Below are 17,509 nucleotides of genomic sequence, written 5' to 3' on the forward strand. Positions count from 1 at the left end.
TCTCAACCATGCTGCGGCAGTCTGGGCCGCATGGTCAGGTCCTTCAACGAACCCTTCCTGCCTCTCGTCGCCCCCGCTGGCGATGAGGATGAGGCGCAGCCGTCCGCGCTCACCGGGCGGCTGCCCTCCTACATCGCCGACCACCGCCAGCGCCTGCGCGATCGCTTCATGCAGGCGGGCGGGGCGGCGCTGCCGGACTACGAACTCCTGGAGCTCATCCTCTTCCGCGCCATTCCGCGACAGGACGTGAAGCCCCTTGCCCGTCTCCTTCTCGACACGTTCGGGGATTTCAACCGGGTCATCACCGCCTCTCCCGCCCGCCTCCAGATGGTCAAGGGCGGCGGTCCCGCCGTGGTGCTGGAGCTGAAACTGGTCGAGGCCGCCGCCCAGCGGATGATGCGGGCGCGGGTGATCCAGAAGCCGGTCCTGTCCTCCTGGGACGCGCTGCTCGACTACTGCCATACCGCGATGGCGCACCGGGAAACCGAACAGTTCCGCGTCCTTTTCCTGGATCGCAAGAACGTGCTGATCGCGGATGAGGAACAGGCGAAGGGCACCGTCGATCACGTCCCCGTCTACCCGCGCGAGATCGTCAAGCGGGCGCTGGAACTGAACGCCAGCGCGCTGATCCTCGTCCACAACCACCCCTCGGGCGACCCGACGCCCTCGGACGCGGACCTGTCGATGACCCATCAGGTCAAGGACGCCTGCGACGCGCTGGGCCTGACGCTCCACGACCATCTCATCATCGGCAAGAGCCGCGAGTTGAGCTTCCGCTCGCAGGGCTACCTTTAGCTCACACATTGCGCTACGCCTAAGCGCATGAGCGAGTTCGACCTTGTCATCTTCGACTGCGACGGCGTGCTGATCGACAGCGAGATCATCAGCGCGCGGATGCTGGTGGCAGAGTTGGCACGGCTTGGCCTGACCATCGACCTGCCTTACGTCGAACGCCACTTCCTCGGCCGCAGCTACCCCGTGGTGATGGAGACGATCCGCCGGGAATTCGGCCTCGACCTGCCCCCCGACTTCGAGACGCAATACCGCGAGGCGCTGCTGGCCGCCTTCCAGAGCGAGCTGAAGGTCGTCCCGCATGTCCATGAGGTGCTGACGCGGATCGCCGTGCCCTTCTGCGTTGCCACCTCCTCCTCTCCCCGCCGGGTCGAGATGTCGCTGAAGCTGGCGGGCCTGACCGATCTGGTGGGCGACCGGGTCTTCACCTCGACCATGGTCGCGCGCGGCAAGCCCGCGCCGGACCTCTTCCTGCACGCCGCCGCGACGATGGGCGCTGCCCCGGCCCGGACCCTGGTGATCGAGGACAGCCTGACCGGCCTCCGCGCGGGCCTTGCCGCCGGGATGACCGTCTGGCGTTTCGTCGGCGGCAGCCACCTTGGCCCGCAGGCGCCCGAAGAACCCGAAGACGCCCGCCCGCACCGCCGGCTTGTCAGCTTTGCCGAGTTCTTCCAGATTGCGCCGGGTCTCGGCAGGCAGGCAGCATGAGCAGCGAACCATCCCTTCAGGACGAAGCCGCCCGCGCCGGGTGGCTGTATTACGTCGCGGGCATGACCCAGGACCAGATCGCCGCCGAACTGGGCGTCAGCCGCCAGCGCGCGCAGCGGCTGGTCAGCCGGGCGATGGCCGAGGGGCTGATCCATGTCCGCCTGAACCACCGGATCGGCGCCTGTCTGGACCTTGAGGCCGCGCTCCGCGACCGTTACGGCCTGACCCGTTGCCGCGTCGCACCTTCCCTCGGCCCCGGCATGGACCCGGCCCGCGCGATCGCCCCGGCCGCCGCCGGAGAGCTGGAGCGGGTGCTGCGCAGCACCAGGCCGCTGGTGATCGCCTTCGGGACGGGACGGGCGCTGCGCGCGATGGCCGAACAGTTCAGCTTCGCGGATCCGGTGCAGCACCGCATCGTCTCGCTTCTGGGCAACATCGCGCCGGACGGATCGGCAACGCTTTACGATGTCATCAGCCGGGTCGCGGAAAAGCTGAACGCAACCTATTATCCGATGCCGGTGCCGGTGATCTCGGACACGCCCGAGGAACGCGCGTTCTTCATGCATCTGCGCCCGGTCCGCACCGTGTTCAACCTGGCGCGACAGGCCGATGTGACCTTTGTCGGCGTCGGCCAGATGGGACCGGACGCCCCGCTGGCGCTCGACGGCTTCGTCACCCCCGAAGCCCTGCGCGAGTTGCAGGCGCTGGGTGCCGTGGGCGAGATCGGAAGCTGGATCTTCGACGCCGAGGGACGCTACATCGACACCCCGCGCAATGCGCTGGTCGGCGGCGTCCGGGTCGAGCCCGGCCAGGGCCAGCCGGTCATCGGCGTTGCGGCAGGTCCGAACAAGGTCAGCGCCATCCATGCCGCGCTGCGGGGGCGGATCATCAACGGCCTCGTGACCGACGAAAGCACCGCCACCGCGATCTTGCAGCGGGACTAGGCCCGAAAAACCTTCGCAGTTGCAGCGAAAGAGGGGGCTTGACGACTCCGGCTGGGGTGTGAATAAATGCTCAACAGGCGATGATTTGCTCAACTCGCCATCCAGGGAGGATTAAGATGACAGTGACTCTCCGCGCCCTTCTCGGGGCGTCGGTTGCGTTCACCCTTGCGGGTGCTGCGCTTGCCGAAACCACCATCACCGTTGCCACCGTCAACAACGGTGACATGGTCCGCATGCAGGGCCTGATGGACGACTTCTATGCCAAGCACCCCGACATCAAGGTCGAATGGGTGACGCTGGAGGAAAACGTCCTGCGCCAGAACGTCACGACCGACATCGCCACCGGCGGCGGTCAGTATGACGTGATCACCATCGGCACCTACGAGGTTCCGATCTGGGGCAGGCAGGGGTGGCTCGAAAGCCTGAACGACCTGCCGGCGGAATACGACGTCGATGACCTTCTGCCCGCGATCCGCGGCGGTCTGACCGTCGATGGCAACCTTTACGCCTCGCCCTTCTACGGCGAGTCGTCGATGGTGATGTATCGCACCGACCTGATGGAAGCCGCCGGGATGACCATGCCCGAAGCTCCGACCTGGGCCGACATCGAAAAGGCCGCTGCCGCGATGACCGACAAGGACGCGGGCATCTATGGCATCTGCCTGCGCGGCAAGGCCGGCTGGGGCGAGAACATGGCCTTCCTGACCGCCATGTCGAACAGCTTCGGCGCGCGCTGGTTCGATGAAAACTGGACGCCGCAGTTCGACAGCCCGGAGTGGAAGGCGACCATCGACTTCTACCTTGGCCTCATGAACAACTACGGCCCGCCCGGCGCGTCCAACAACGGCTTCAACGAGAATCTGACCCTGTTCCAGCAGGGCAAGTGCGGCATGTGGATCGACGCGACCGTGGCGGCCTCCTTCGTGACCAATCCGAAGGAATCGACCGTGGCCGACAAGGTCGGTTTCGCGCTGGCCCCGGACAATGGCCTGGGCAAGCGCGGCAACTGGCTCTGGGCCTGGTCCCTCGCGGTTCCGGCCTCGTCGGATGCCAAGGACGCGGCCAAGACCTTCATCAACTGGGCGACCAACAAGGACTACCTGGCGCTTGTCGCCTCCAAGGAAGGCTGGGCCAACGTGCCTCCGGGTACGCGGACCTCGCTTTATTCCAACGAGGAATACGCCAAGGTGCCCTTCGCCAAGATGACGATCGACAGCATCAACTCGGCTGACCCGAACAACCCGACCGTGAAGCCGGTGCCTTACGTCGGCGTCCAGTTCGTCGCCATCCCGGAATTCCAGGGGATCGGCACCAGCGTGGGCGAGATCTTCTCGGCGGCGCTGGCCGGTCAGAAGACCGCCGATCAGGCGCTGTCCGAAGCGCAGGCCCTTGTCACCGAAGAGATGAAGGCCGCGGGCTACATCCAGTAGCCACAACCCCGGGGGAAAGCTCCCATGCCCCCCGGGATCACCTTCGGCTTGCGGGCCCCTGGCCTGCAAGCCGTCCTTCGGATCGCTCCCCCCCGCAGCCCGCTTGCCCGGCCCGCCGTCCGGCCGCACCCTTTCCCCATCCGTCGATCGAGTGTCGGGAGACCGCCCATGTCCACGCAGTCCAGCCGCCTTGCCGCCCGCATGATGGTGGCGCCCTCGGTGGTTCTGCTTCTGATCTGGATGATCGTGCCTCTGGCGATGACGCTGTATTACTCGTTCCGCTTCTACCGGCTTCTGTCGCCGGACCGGACGGGCTGGACCGGGTTCACCAACTATCTGTGGTTCTTCAACTCGCCCGACTTCTGGCTCGCGCTGTTCAACACGCTGGCGCTGGTGGGCGGGGTTCTGGTCATCACCGTCGTCCTCGGCATCCTGATCGCGCTTCTCATCGACCAGCCGGTCAAGGGTCAGGGAGCCTTGCGCATCCTGGTCATCGCGCCCTTCTTCGTCATGCCCCCCGTCGCCGCCTCGATCTGGGAGAACCTGTTCATGCATCCGCAGAACGGTCTGTTCTCCGCCATCGCCCGGGGTTTCGGCGCGCAGCCGATCCTGTTTCTCGAGCAATACCCGATGTGGTCGGTGATCGGGATCGTCTCGTGGGAATGGCTGCCCTTCGCCACGCTGATCCTGCTCACCGCGCTGCAATCCCTGTCCTCGGAACAGCTGGAAGCCGCCGAGATGGACGGCGCCGGTCCCTTCGCCCGCTTCCGCTACATCATCCTGCCGCACCTGACCCGGGCGATCACCGTGGTCATCCTGATCCAGACGATCTTCCTTCTGGGCATCTTCGGCGAGATCTTCACCACCACGCAAGGCGGCCCCGGCTCGGCCTCCACGACGCTGCCCTACATGATCTTCAAGCAGGCCATCGCCGCCAAGGACATCGGCCGCGCGGCGGCGGGCGGGATCATCGCGGTGATCCTGGCGAATATCGTGGCCTATTTCCTGATGCGCGGCCTTGGGAGAAACCTCGATGCGTGAGTGCAGGACACCCGCCCCGGGCCTGACCCGGGAGCCCGCCCCGGGCCTGACCCGGGAGCCTGCCCCGGGCCTGACCCGGGAGCCCGCCCCGGGCTTGACCCGGGAGCCCGCCCCGGGCTTGACCCGGGGACTCCTTCGGCACCGCCGCACCGCCTCATATCAAGAGGTCCCGGGTCAGGCCCGGGACGGGGTTGAAAGGATCTGACATGGCCCGCGCGCTTTCCCCCCGCCGCCTCTGGCTGACCACCGCCGCCGCCTGGTTCGTGGCCCTGCTGATCTTCTTCCCCGTCCTCTGGATGATCCTGACCAGCTTCAAGACCGAGCCCAGCGCGGTCGCCATGCCGCCGCAGTTCCTGTCGGCCGACTGGACGCTGGAGAACTATGCCGAGGTCTGGGCGCGCTCCGACTATCCGCGCTTCTTCTGGAACTCGGTCGTGATCGCCGTCGGCTCCACCCTTCTGGGTCTGGTCATCGCCATCCCCTCGGCCTGGGCCATGGCCTTCGTGCCGGGGCGGAAAACGAAGGACCTCCTGATGTGGATGCTGTCCACCAAGATGATGCCCGCCGTCGCGGTGATGATCCCGCTTTACCTGATCTTCCAGCGGCTGGGGCTGATGGACACGAAGATCGGCCTTGTCCTTGTCCTGATGCTGATGAACCTGCCGATCATCATCTGGATGCTCTACACCTACTTCAAGGAAATCCCCGGCGAGATCCTCGAAGCCTCCCGCATGGACGGGGCCACCCTCTGGGGCGAGATCATCCATGTCCTGACGCCCATGGCGCTGCCCGGCATCGCCTCGACCATGCTCCTGAACATCATCCTCGCCTGGAACGAGGCGTTCTGGACCATCGTCCTGACCACCACCAGGGCGGCCCCCCTCTCGGCCTTCATCGCCAGCTTCTCGGCGCCGCAGGGCCTGTTCTACGCGAAACTCTCGGCGGCTTCGGCCATGGCCATCCTGCCGATCCTGATCCTCGGCTGGTTCAGCCAGAAGCAACTCGTGCGCGGCCTGACCTTCGGCGCGGTGAAGTGAGGTAACATGGGCAAGATCCAACTGACCAGGGTGCGCAAGTCCTTCGGCGAGGTGGACGTCATCCCCGGCATCGACCTGACCATCGAGGACGGAGAATTCGTCGTCTTCGTCGGCCCGTCCGGCTGCGGCAAGTCCACGCTTCTCCGCCTCATCGCGGGGCTGGAGGATACCACCTCGGGCAGCATCGAGATCGACGGCAGGGATGCCACCAACCTGCCGCCTGCAAAGCGCGGTCTGGCGATGGTGTTCCAAAGCTACGCGCTTTATCCGCACATGACGGTGCGCAGGAACATCGCCTTCCCGCTGAAGATGGCCGGGATGGACAAGGCCGAACAGGACCGCCGGGTGGAACGCGCGGCCAAGGTGCTGAACCTGACCAACTACCTCGACCGCCGCCCCGGCCAGCTGTCCGGCGGCCAGCGCCAGCGGGTCGCCATCGGCCGTGCCATCGTCCGGGAACCCGCGGCCTTCCTGTTCGACGAACCGCTGTCGAACCTCGACGCGGCCCTGCGCGTGGGCATGCGGCAGGAGATCAGCGAACTGCACCAGAGCCTGAAAACCACGATGATCTACGTCACCCACGACCAGGTGGAAGCCATGACCATGGCCGACAAGATCGTCGTCCTGAACGCCGGCCGCATCGAGCAGGTCGGCGCGCCGCTCGACCTCTACAACCACCCGAAGAATCTCTTCGTCGCGGGCTTCATCGGCTCGCCGCGCATGAATTTCATCGAAGGGCCAGAGGCCGCGAAGCACAACGCCCACACCATCGGCATCCGGCCCGAGCATATCGCCGTGGGCGAGGGCCCGTGGGAGGGGGTCGTCGGCCTCTCGGAACACCTCGGCTCGGACAGCTTCCTGAAGGTCGCGGTCGAAGGCATCGGCCCCCTGACCGTCCGCGCTCCCGGAGAGGTCAACGCCCACCACGGCGACCGCATCCGGCTGGCCCCGGCCGGAAAGATTCACCGCTTTGACACGAATGGACTGGCACTATGAGACTTGCAGGCAAGACCGCCCTCATCACCGGGGGCGCGCGGGGCATCGGACTGGCCTTTGTCGAGGCCTACCTGCGCGAGGGCGCAAAGGTGGCGATTGCCGACCTGACCGGCGCGCAGGAGGCGGCGGCGCGGCTGGGGGACAGGACCATCGGCCTCACGATGGACGTGACCGATCAGGCCTCGATCGACGCGGGCGTAAAGGCGGCGGCGGATTGGGGCGGGGGCATCGACATCCTGCTGAACAACGCCGCCGTGTTCGACCTGGCCCCGATCGTGGACATCACGCGCGAAAGCTATGACCGCATCTTCGCCGTGAACGTCGCGGGGACCCTGTTTCCCTTGCAGGCGGTGGCCCGGCTGATGATTGCGCAAGGTCGCGGCGGCAAGATCATCAACATGGCCAGCCAGGCCGGGCGGCGCGGCGAGGCGCTGGTGGCGGTCTATTGCGCCTCGAAGGCCGCGGTCATCAGCCTGACGCAATCCGCTGGCCTCGACCTCATCAGGCACGGGATCAACGTGAACGGCATCGCGCCGGGCGTGGTGGACACGCCGATGTGGGATCAGGTCGATGCGCTGTTCGCCAAATACGAAGGCAAGCCCCTCGGCCAGAAGAAGCGCGAGGTGGGCGCGGCGGTGCCCTACGGCCGCATGGGCCGCCCCGAGGACATGACGGGCGCCGCCGTTTTCCTCGCCTCGGCCGAGGCCGATTACATCGTCGCCCAGACGTTGAACGTCGATGGCGGCAACTGGATGAGCTGACCGATGACCGTGCAACTTCCCGCCTACGACCGCCGGAAACTGACCCCCGGCATCGTCCATATCGGCCTCGGAAACTTTCACCGGGCGCATATGGCCGTCTATCTGGACGACCTTTTCAACATGGGGCTCAACCACGACTGGGCGATCCTGGGCGCCGGGGTGCGCGAGGGCGATGCCCGGATGCGCGAGGCGCTGAAGGCGCAGGATTGCCTGTCCACGGTGATCGAGCTGGACCCCAAGGGCAAATCCGCACGGCGGGTCGGGGCGATGATCGACTTTCTGCCGGTGGAACCGGACAACGCGGCCCTGATCGCGGCCATGTCCCGCCCCGAGATCCGCATCGTCAGCCTGACCGTCACCGAGGGCGGCTATTTCATCAACCCGGCAACCGGCGCCTTCGACCCGACCAACCCCGAGATCGTCGCGGATGCCGCCGATCCGCACCGCACGGCCTTCGGCGCGATCATCGCGGCCCTGAAGGCGCGCAAGGCGGCGGGAGTGATGCCCTTCACGGTGATGAGTTGCGACAACCTTCCCGGCAACGGCCATGTGACGCGCGACGCGGTGACGGGCCTTGCGCGGCTGTCCGATCCCGCCTTCGCCGACTGGATCGCGTCAAACGTCGCCTTCCCGAACGGCATGGTGGACCGGATCACCCCGGCCACCGGCCCGCGCGAAAGGGCGATGGCGGCGGCCTTCGGGCTTGCCGACGACCCCGTGCCCGTCACCTGCGAGCCCTTCCGGCAATGGGTGCTGGAGGACAACTTCCCCGCAGGACGCCCGGCGTGGGAGAAGGTCGGCGTAACCCTCACCCCGCATGTCCACAATTTCGAGCTGATGAAGATCCGCATCCTGAACGGCGGCCATGCGACCATCGCCTATCCGGGGGGCCTGATGGACATCGAATATGTCCACGAGGCGATGGCGAACCCGCTGATCCGGGGCCTTCTGGACAAGGTCGAGGTGAACGAGATCATCCCCTACATCCCGCCCGTCCCCGACACCAACCTCGGCGACTATTACCGTCTGATCGTGGAACGGTTCAGTAACCCCGAGGTCGCCGACACCGAACGCCGCATCTGCCTGGACGGCTCGAACCGGCAACCGAAGTTCATCGTCCCCTCGATCCGCGATGCGCTGGCGGCGGGCGGGTCGGTCGAGGGGCTGGCCCTGGTCAGCGCGATGTGGTGCCGCTACTGCCATGGCGAAACCGACAGCGGCACGCCGATCCCGCCGAACGATCCCGACTGGGACGCGCTGGTGGCGCGGTCCAGGGCGGCGAAATCGCGCCCGGCGGCCTGGCTGGAAATGACTTCGGTCTATGGCGATCTGGGGCAGGATGCGCGCTTTGCCACTGCCTTCGCGCGCCATCTGAACCGGCTCTGGGCCGTCGGCACCCGCCAGACGCTGGGCGAATACCTCGGCTAGGGCGCCGGTGCCAGCGCGGGCGGGGTGCCGGTCGGGGTGAAGTCCGGCACCACCCACAGCTCGACCCGGCGGTTCAGCTGGCGGCCGATTGCGGTTTCGTCGCAGGCCATGGGCAGCGCCTCGCCAAAGCCTTCGACGACCGGCATCTGCGCCGGGGACAGGTCGGGCGCGATGGCGGCCAGCTCCTGCGCCACGCGTGCCGCGCGGTCCACCGACAGCGCAAGGTTCGCCTTGGCCGCGCCCGACCCGTCCGAAAACCCCGCCAGCACCAGCTTCTGGTCGCGGAACTGCCCGGCGGCGATCAGCTGTGCCAGATCCTCCAGACTGTCCTGCGAGGTGGCATCCAGCGTGGAGGACCCGTCCTCGAAGCGGAAGGTAAAGGACAGCCGATCCGCCCCGTCCATGATCCCGGCCAGCCGTTTCAGATCCTCCAGTGTCACATCCGCGCCCGCGCCCTTGATCGCGTTGATCAGCCGCAAGCCGTCCGCCGTCATCGGCTGACGTGTTGGCGACCGGTCGATGAATCCCGTCGCCGTCACCGCCGCGTCCGCGGCCGGCGTGCGCAGGAAGGCCAGGAATTCGCGCGTCATCAGCGGCATGCGCCGCCTGGCCGACAACAGCATCACCGGCAGCGCCAGCGGATAGTCGCCCGCCTTGATGGCCAGCGATGTCGGCAGAAGCGGGAAGCCGCAGCTGTCGGTCAGCGGCATCCGCCGGGCCGGAACGATGGCCGACCGCCCGGTCAGCGCGATGGCCCAGGGGTCCCGCGCCACGGCCTCGGCCAGGGTCGCCAGGTCCGGATGCAGCACATCCGCCGCCTCCCCGGTCTGCCGCAGCCGCGCGGCAAGCGCCTGTTGCAGGTCGGTCTCCGGCGCGAGCGCATGCAGGACGATCGGCATGTCCGGCCCGCCGATCTGGGCCCAGTTGTCCACCTCTCCCGCCAGGACGCGGGCGAGGTCGGCGGTCGAGATCGCGGGCGTCGGGTTGTCGGGGGCGACGATGGCCACCATGCCGTCCATCGCGACGGAATGGGCGGCCAGGCCTGGCTCGGCGGCGAAGGACAGTTTCAGATCGGCCGCGCCAGAGCTGACCGCCGCGCTGGCGGCCTCGGGGGGCATCGGCTGAAAGGACAGGTCGGCCAGCACCTTGCGCGTCGCCGGGTCCAGGATGCGGGCGGCAAAGCCATCGCCGGGCTGGGGTTCATAGACCAGCCCGCGGGCATTGGCAAAGGCCTGGAACAGCGCCGGTAGCAGGCCGGCCGCGTCCCGGGCCCCGACCACACGGATCGCCGCGCGCGGGGCGACCAGCTCGGGGCAGGCCGGCCCTTCGCAGATCACGCCCTGACCATCGACGGTCAGCAGCCCGTAGCTGGTGCTGATCCGGTAGAATTCGCCGTCATAGCCCTGCAAGGTGCCGCTCAGCACGATACCGCCTTCGCGGGCGACCAGGGTCACATCCTGGGCGGCAGCGGAAACACCGATGATCGCCGCAACGCACAGCGCCGCCAGCCCTGCCTTCACACCCATCAACTGCCATTCCGGAGCTTACTTCGGAGCGGCGAGTTTCGGGGCAGGCGAAAGATTCTTCAACAGCAGAATGTCCCCCGCAGTGCCGCAGAGCGGCACGGGGACTTCGCGCTCCTGCACCACGGTGCGCCCGTTGGCGGCATAGATCGTCCCCAGCCGCAGGGTCCTGCCGCAAGAGGCGGGGGTGATCCGCAGCTCGGCCGAAAGCGCGACATCGCCCAGATCCCGGCCCGGCACGGAATAGACATGCGCCATGACGGGGGACTGCACATCCGGCGCCCCGAAGGACATCAGGCGCGACGGCTCTCCCGCCGGATTGGCGGCGGCGGCCACCAGCACCCGGTTGCCCTCGGTCGCGCGCAGTTCCACCTCTGCCGGCCATTCCCAGGTCACGGCAACCCGCGTGTACAAGGTCACATCCGGCACGGCGACCTTGCCAATGACCAGGCGCGATCCGGCCAGATAGACGGCCACCAGGGCGTCGGATTTCAGCGCGGGAAGCAGCAACCGGGTTTCGCCGCCCGCTTCGGTCCGGGTGGCGAAGGACAGGCCGGAATGGCGCACCACGATCCGTTCGCTGCGATTGCAGGGCGCGGTCAGCGTCAGCAGGATCATCGCGCCGGGGGCGGCCTCCAGGTGCAGGGCCGGGCGGCACTGGTCGCCCGCCGTGGCCGGAATCGAGGCCGCAACCGGGGTGATTCCGACCAGGTTGCCCATGGCGACATCGCCGGACGCGCCAAGCGAGGCCGACGGCGGGATCGCGCCGGCGGCAGCGCCGGTCGCCGCCGGGCGGGCAGCGGCCAGTCGTTCAATGCCCGTGGCCGCCAGCGGCTGCGCAGCGTTCTGACCTTTCTGACTTTCGGCCGTATGGGCCGCCAAGGCGGCCACCGCAATCGCAGCGGTGATCCGCAGAACCTTTTTGCCCCAAAGCATGGCAGTGCTCCGGTACGAGAATCGCACCGTTTACGGCTAGGGGCCAATCGGGGCAGAGAAATGGCATTAATTGGGTAGCGGCTGGTCTTGCTGCCGAAAGGCCATGAAAACGCCGCGTCGATCACCGCGGCGCCGGTTTTTCAGCAGCTTCGACAACCTCAGACGATGCGGCCGTGGCAGTGCTTGAACTTCTGGCCCGAGCCGCAGGGGCAGGGGTCGTTCCGCCCGGGATTGCCCCAGGTCGCGGGATCGCCCTCGACGAAACCGGGTCGGCGGCCCGCCGGCACGGCGGCAGCGGCTGCACCGGCACCGGCGGCCACGGCGGCGCCGGCTGTCTCCAGCACCTTCGGCTGCGCCGCAGCCCGCTGTTCGGCGATCAGCTGCCGCATCATCTCTTCCTGCTCTTCCTTCGTCACCGGGCGAATGCGCGACAATTGCTGGGTGACCTGTTCGCGCAGCGAATTCAGCAGCCCTTCGAACAGCTGGAAGGCTTCGGTCTTGTATTCGTTCAGCGGATCGCGCTGCGCATAGCCACGGAAGCTGACGACCGAGCGCAGATGTTCCAGGCGCAGCAGGTGCTCGCGCCATTTCGTGTCGATGGCTTGCAGCAGGACCTGCTTCTCGATGGTCTGCATCGTGCTGGCCCCGAAGGCTTCGGTCTTTTCGGCCATCATCTTGTCAGAGGCCGCGATGATCCGCTCCAGGATCCCGGCCTGATCGACGCCTTCCTCGGCGGCCCAGTCGGCGATGGGCAGGTCAAGGTTCAGCATCTCGCGACAGGCTGCCGCCAGGCCCTCGGTATCCCAGCTGTCCGGATAGGACCGGGGCGGCATGTTCAGATTGACCAGATCCTCGATCACCTGGTGGCGCATGTCGGCGGCGACATCGGCGACATGATCGGCCTGCATGATCTCCATCCGCTGGCTGAAGATCGCCTTGCGCTGGTCGTTCATCACGTCGTCGAACTTCAGAAGCTGCTTGCGGATGTCGAAGTTGCGCCCCTCGACCTTGGCCTGCGCCTTTTCCAGCGACTTGTTCACCCAGGGGTGGACGATGGATTCGCCTTCCTGCATGCCCAGCGTGGACAGGATCTTGTCCAGCCGTTCCGACCCGAAGATGCGCATCAGGTCGTCTTCGAGGCTCAGGAAGAAGGCCGACCGGCCCGGGTCGCCCTGACGGCCCGACCGGCCGCGCAGCTGGTTGTCGATCCGGCGGCTTTCGTGGCGTTCGGTGCCCAGGACGAACAGACCCCCGGCCTGCTTGACCGCCTCTTCCTCGTCCTTGTGTTCGGCCTCGATCCGGGCGCGGATGGCGACGTGGTCGCCATGCGGATCGGCGGCGATGGCCTCCATGATCTTGAACTCGACATTGCCGCCCAGCTTGATGTCGGTGCCGCGCCCGGCCATGTTGGTCGCGATGGTGACCGCGCCCAGCTTGCCCGCGTCGGCGACGATCTTCGCTTCCTGTTCATGCTGGCGGGCGTTCAGCACGTTGTGCGGGATGCCCTCCTTCTTCAGCATCGCCGAAAGCTGTTCCGACTTCTCGATCGAGGTGGTGCCGACCAGGATCGGCTGGCCCTTCGCATGCGCTTCCTTGATCGCCTTCAGGATGCCGTCGTATTTCTCGCGCGCGGTGCGGAAGACCTGGTCGTGTTCGTCGATCCGGGCCACGGGGCGGTTCGTCGGCACCTCGACCACGCCAAGCCCGTAGATCTCGCGGAATTCCTCGGCCTCGGTCGCGGCCGTCCCCGTCATGCCGCCCAGCTTTTCATAAAGCCGGAAATAGTTCTGGAAGGTGACGCTGGCATAGGTGACGTTCTCGGGCTGGATCCTGACGCCTTCCTTGGCCTCGATGGCCTGGTGCAGCCCGTCCGACAGGCGCCGGCCCTTCATCATCCGGCCGGTGAATTCGTCGATCAGCAACACCTCATCGTTCATCACCACATATTGCTGGTCCTTGTGGAACAGCTTGTGCGCCCGCAGCGCCTGGTTGACATGGTGCACGATGCTGGTGCTTTCGGCCGCATAGAGGCTCTGCCCCTCGGGCAGGATCCCCGCTTGGCGCAACAGGTCCTCGATGACGTCGTTACCCTCTTCCGTCAGGGTCACGCTGCGGGTCTTTTCGTCCACCGCATAGTGTTCCGGCTGAAGGTGCGGAATAACCTTGTCGACCGCCTGATACAGCGGACTGCGGTCCTGGCTCGGCCCCGAGATGATCAGCGGCGTCCGCGCCTCGTCGATCAGGATGCTGTCCACCTCGTCGACGATGGCATAGTAATGCCCCCGCTGCGCCATGTCCTCCAGCGAGGATTTCATGTTGTCGCGCAGGTAGTCGAAGCCCAGCTCGTTGTTGGTCGCATAGGTGATGTCGGCCTTGTAGGCGGCCTTCTTCTCGTCGTCGGGCTGGTGCGAATAGACAACCCCCGTCGTCATCCCCAGCTGGGCATAGACCTTGCCCATCCATTCCGCGTCGCGCTTGGCCAGGTAGTCGTTCACCGTGACGACATGCACGCCCCGGCCGGTCAGGGCATTCAGATAGGCCGCGAAGGCCGCGACCAGCGTCTTGCCCTCGCCGGTCTTCATCTCGCTGATGTTGCCCTGGTGCAGGAAGATCGCGCCCTTCAGCTGCACATCGAAGGCCCGCAGCCCCAGCGCCCGTCGCGCCGCCTCGCGGCAGTTGGCAAAGGCTTCCGGCAGGATCGCATCCAGGCTCTCGCCGCCTTCCTGCACCCGCTTCTGGAACTCACGCGTCCTGGCGATGATGCCCTCATCGCTCAGCGCCTGGAACTCCGGCTCCAGCGCGTTGATCTGCGCCACCACGGGGCGGACGGACTTTACCTTGCGGTCGTTCGGCGTCCCGAACATCTTCCGCGCGAGCGATCCAAGTCCCAGCATTTCATCTCCCGAGGGGCGGCTTCTGACAGCATCGTGTGTCCCTTGGGCTTGCCCGGCCCCGACACCTTCCCTAGAAGGGCCAGAGCATGACCGGATGGCCCCGCTCCACGCGACTGTCGCGATGTAAGGGGGAAGGCCGGGATAGTCAACTTGGGCGGCCCGTCGCCCGGATCAGGAGATGGTGAAAATGGCGAAACGTTCAGGCTTCTGGTCGGTTCTGGCGCTGACAGCGGTGCTTGCAGGCCCCGCCCTTGCCGAAGGCGAAACCGCCGACACCGTGGTTGCCACGGTGAACGGCACCAAGATCACGCTCGGCCACATGATCGCGCTGCGTGAATCCCTGCCGCCCGAATACCAGCAACTGCCCGACGACGTGCTGTTCAGGGGTATCTACGAACAGCTGATCCAGCAGGAAGTCCTGGCCCAGTCGGTCAAGGACCTCACTCCCCGCGCCATGGCCACGATCGAGAACGACCGGCGCGGCCTTGTCTCGGGCCTCGCGATCGACGGCATCGTCAAGGAGGCGGTGACCGACGCTGCCCTGCAAGCGGCCTATGACGCCCGCTTCAAGGACGCCAAGCCGCAGACCCAATACAACGCCGCGCATATCCTGGTGCAGACCGAGGAAGAGGCCCAGGCGATCAAGGCCGAACTCGATGCCGGCGCCGATTTCGCCGAACTGGCCAAGGCCAGGTCCACCGATACCGGCTCGGGCGCCAATGGCGGCAATCTGGGCTGGTTCGGCCTTGGCATGATGGTCAAGCCCTTCGAGGATGCGGTCGTTGCCGCCAAGGTGGGCGAAGTCGCCGGCCCGGTGCAAAGCGACTTCGGCTGGCACCTGATCCTGGTCAAGGAAACCCGCATCGCGGAAAAGCCCACGCTGGACCAGATGCGCGACGAACTGGCCGCCGAGGTCGAGCGCGCCGCAATCAACGCCCGGATCGAGGAACTCTCGAAGGTTGCGACCGTCACCCGCGAGGGCGAGGGGCTCGATCCCGCCCTGCTCAAGAAGGCCGATCTGATCGACTGACACGGGCAGGATGGGGGGACGGAGATGGGAAAGACCGACTGGAAGGCCGAAGCGAAGGCGCTGAAGAAGAAGGTCCGCAAGCTGAAGGACAGCCTGACCGCCGCCGCCGGTCCGGTTGCCGATGCGGTGCAAGAGGCCGTGGGCGATGTGGTGGCGGCGGCGAAAAAGGCGATGAAGCCGGTCTCGCCCCTGGCCCCCGCCAGCTTCCCCGCGCTCCCCGCCATCAAGGGGGCCGAGTTCGCCGCGGTCGAGGCCGGGGTGCGCTACCAGAACCGCAAGGACGTGATGCTGGTCCGCCTCGCGCCCGGCACCACGATGGCCGGGGTCTTCACCCGGTCCTCCACCCGCTCGGCCTGCGTGCGTGACTGTCAGGCGAAACTGGCGATGAAGGTGCCCGCCGATGCGGGGGCTGCGATCATCGTGAACTCGGGCAATTCCAACGCCTTCACCGGCAAGGCGGGCGACGAGGCCGTCGCCGCCGTCACCGGCGCCGTGGCCGAGGCGCTGGGGATCCCGCCCAGCCGAGTCTTCTCCTCCTCGACCGGGGTGATCGGCGAGCCGCTGCCGTATCAGAAGATCACCGCCAGGGTGCCCGACCTGGTGGCCGGGCTGACCGAGGACGCGGTGGAAATGGCCGCCCGGGCGATCATGACCACCGACACCTTCCCGAAAGGCGCCGCCGCCACGGTGCAGGGCGACGGCGGCATGATCCACATTTCCGGCATCGCCAAGGGCTCGGGCATGATCGCGCCCGACATGGCGACGATGCTGGTCTATATCTTCACCGATGCGAAGATCGGGGCGAACCAGCTCCAGAAGATTGTCTCGCGCAACGTGGATGCCACGTTCAACTCGATCACCGTGGACAGCGACACTTCGACCTCGGACACGCTCCTCGTTGCCGCAACCGGCCAGTCCGCCGCCGCCGAACTCAAGGGTCCGACGCTGAAAGCCTTCGAGACCGCGCTCCATGGCGTGATGCGCGATCTGGCGCTGCAAGTCGTCCGCGACGGCGAGGGCGCGACCAAGCTGGTCGAGGTCCGCGTCACGGGTGGCGCCTCCGACGAGGACGCCGCTAAAGTCGCCTTCGCCATCGCCAACTCGCCCCTCGTCAAGACCGCCGTTGCAGGCCAGGACCCGAACTGGGGCCGGATCGTCGCCGCCGTGGGCAAGTCGGGCGCCCAGGCCGACCGCGACCGTCTGACGATCCGCTTCGGCGACATCCTCGTCGCCCGCGACGGCTGGCGGAACCCCGATTACCGGGAAGAGGACGGCGCCGCCTACATGCAGGGGCAGGAGCTGGTCTTCGCCGTGGACCTCGGCCTCGGCAAGGGCCGACGCACGGTCTGGACCTGCGACCTGACCGCCCGCTACATCGAGATCAACGCCGACTACCGCTCCTGATTTCATCTGTCCGCAAATATCCCACGGGGGTCCGGGGGTGTGAAACCCCCGGGGGCTCCCACGAAGGACCCTCGCATGAAGATCGTCCTCGTCTCTGCCGTCGCCCTGATCGACCCTGACGGTCGCGTGCTTCTGGCCCGGCGGCCCGAGGGCAAGTCGCTTGCGGGGCTCTGGGAATTTCCCGGCGGCAAGGTCGAACCCGGCGAGACGCCCGAGGCCGCGCTGATCCGCGAACTGAAGGAAGAGCTCGACATCGACACCTGGGCCTCCTGCCTCGCGCCGCTGACCTTTGCCAGTCATTCCTACGACGACTTCCACCTTCTGATGCCCTTGTTCGCCTGCCGCCGCTGGCAGGGCACGGTGCGCGCGACCGAAGGCCAGCAACTGGCCTGGGTCAGGCCGAACGCCCTGCGCGATTATCCGATGCCGCCGGCCGACCTGCCGCTGATCCCGATCCTGCGCGACTGGCTCTGACCGCCGCGCGTCGACGCCGAAGGCTCAGGACGAGCCGCCCCAAACGAAAAGCGCCGAACCCGAAGGCCCGGCGCATTCGTTAAGTTTTCCTGAACGTCCACAGCCAACACT

Annotated in this window: 15 protein-coding genes; 12 read left to right on the forward strand and 3 right to left on the reverse strand. The window is 66.9% G+C overall.

Features of this window, described 5'->3' with window-relative positions; all coding sequences use genetic code 11:
• The first annotated feature begins 30 nt into the window (after positions 1-30).
• The 9 genes from radC to G8O29_RS04235 all read left to right on the forward strand — a co-directional run bounded on the left by radC (position 31) and on the right by G8O29_RS04235 (position 9,137).
• On the forward strand, positions 31-795 hold the full coding sequence (gene radC / locus G8O29_RS04195) for a RadC family protein (RefSeq protein ID WP_166401957.1): 765 nt from the start codon (positions 31-33) through the stop codon (positions 793-795).
• Between the two features lie 27 nt (positions 796-822).
• Positions 823-1,500, forward strand: coding sequence for an HAD family hydrolase (locus tag G8O29_RS04200; protein ID WP_166401958.1), 678 nt, complete (start codon positions 823-825; stop codon positions 1,498-1,500).
• Positions 1,497-2,444, forward strand: coding sequence for a sugar-binding transcriptional regulator (locus G8O29_RS04205; RefSeq protein ID WP_166401959.1), 948 nt, complete (start codon positions 1,497-1,499; stop codon positions 2,442-2,444). The genes G8O29_RS04200 and G8O29_RS04205 overlap by 4 nt, the downstream gene beginning before the upstream one ends.
• Positions 2,445-2,560: 116 nt before the next feature.
• A complete protein-coding gene (locus G8O29_RS04210) occupies positions 2,561-3,874 on the forward strand; it encodes an ABC transporter substrate-binding protein (RefSeq protein ID WP_166401960.1) in 1,314 nt (437 codons plus the stop codon).
• Positions 3,875-4,042: 168 nt separating this feature from the next.
• A complete protein-coding gene (locus G8O29_RS04215; protein ID WP_166401961.1) occupies positions 4,043-4,915 on the forward strand; it encodes a carbohydrate ABC transporter permease in 873 nt (290 codons plus the stop codon).
• A 206-nt stretch (positions 4,916-5,121) separates the two neighbouring features.
• Positions 5,122-5,952: a carbohydrate ABC transporter permease gene (locus G8O29_RS04220; RefSeq protein ID WP_166401962.1), complete on the forward strand. Its 831-nt coding sequence runs from the start codon at positions 5,122-5,124 to the stop codon at positions 5,950-5,952.
• Between the two features lie 6 nt (positions 5,953-5,958).
• Positions 5,959-6,948 (forward strand): ABC transporter ATP-binding protein, encoded by a 990-nt coding sequence (locus tag G8O29_RS04225; protein ID WP_166401963.1) that lies wholly within the window; start codon positions 5,959-5,961, stop codon positions 6,946-6,948.
• Positions 6,945-7,709 carry an L-iditol 2-dehydrogenase gene (locus tag G8O29_RS04230; RefSeq protein ID WP_166401964.1) on the forward strand — a complete coding sequence of 255 codons (765 nt, stop codon included), beginning with the start codon at positions 6,945-6,947 and terminating at the stop codon, positions 7,707-7,709. Before G8O29_RS04225 ends, G8O29_RS04230 begins: the two co-directional genes overlap by 4 nt.
• A gap of 3 nt (positions 7,710-7,712) precedes the next feature.
• Positions 7,713-9,137 (forward strand): mannitol dehydrogenase family protein, encoded by a 1,425-nt coding sequence (locus G8O29_RS04235; RefSeq protein WP_166401965.1) that lies wholly within the window; start codon positions 7,713-7,715, stop codon positions 9,135-9,137.
• Here the strand turns inward: G8O29_RS04235 and G8O29_RS04240 are convergent.
• The 3 genes from G8O29_RS04240 to secA all read right to left on the reverse strand — a co-directional run bounded on the left by G8O29_RS04240 (position 9,134) and on the right by secA (position 14,490).
• A complete protein-coding gene (locus G8O29_RS04240) occupies positions 9,134-10,663 on the reverse strand; it encodes a phosphate ABC transporter substrate-binding/OmpA family protein (protein ID WP_166401966.1) in 1,530 nt (509 codons plus the stop codon). The two genes, G8O29_RS04235 and G8O29_RS04240, sit on opposite strands and share 4 nt — an antisense overlap.
• An 18-nt stretch (positions 10,664-10,681) precedes the next feature.
• Entirely contained in the window at positions 10,682-11,596 is a 915-nt protein-coding gene (locus G8O29_RS04245; RefSeq protein WP_166401967.1) for a hypothetical protein, read from the reverse strand.
• Positions 11,597-11,754: 158 nt separating this feature from the next.
• Entirely contained in the window at positions 11,755-14,490 is a 2,736-nt protein-coding gene (gene secA, locus G8O29_RS04250) for a preprotein translocase subunit SecA (RefSeq protein ID WP_166401968.1), read from the reverse strand.
• A 187-nt stretch (positions 14,491-14,677) separates the two neighbouring features.
• Between secA and G8O29_RS04255 the strand changes: the two genes are divergently transcribed.
• From G8O29_RS04255 to G8O29_RS04265, 3 genes are all read left to right on the forward strand, one after another.
• Positions 14,678-15,520, forward strand: a complete 843-nt coding sequence (locus G8O29_RS04255; RefSeq protein ID WP_166401969.1) for a peptidylprolyl isomerase — start codon at positions 14,678-14,680, stop codon at positions 15,518-15,520.
• Between the two features lie 171 nt (positions 15,521-15,691).
• Positions 15,692-16,924, forward strand: a complete 1,233-nt coding sequence (gene argJ, locus G8O29_RS04260) for a bifunctional glutamate N-acetyltransferase/amino-acid acetyltransferase ArgJ (protein WP_437440797.1) — start codon at positions 15,692-15,694, stop codon at positions 16,922-16,924.
• 75 nt (positions 16,925-16,999) lie between these two features.
• On the forward strand, positions 17,000-17,398 hold the full coding sequence (locus G8O29_RS04265) for a (deoxy)nucleoside triphosphate pyrophosphohydrolase (protein WP_149076982.1): 399 nt from the start codon (positions 17,000-17,002) through the stop codon (positions 17,396-17,398).
• The last annotated feature ends 111 nt before the right edge of the window (positions 17,399-17,509 follow it).

The organism is Rhodobacter calidifons, assembly GCF_011174775.1.
In the GTDB taxonomy this organism is placed as follows: domain Bacteria; phylum Pseudomonadota; class Alphaproteobacteria; order Rhodobacterales; family Rhodobacteraceae; genus Tabrizicola; species Tabrizicola calidifons.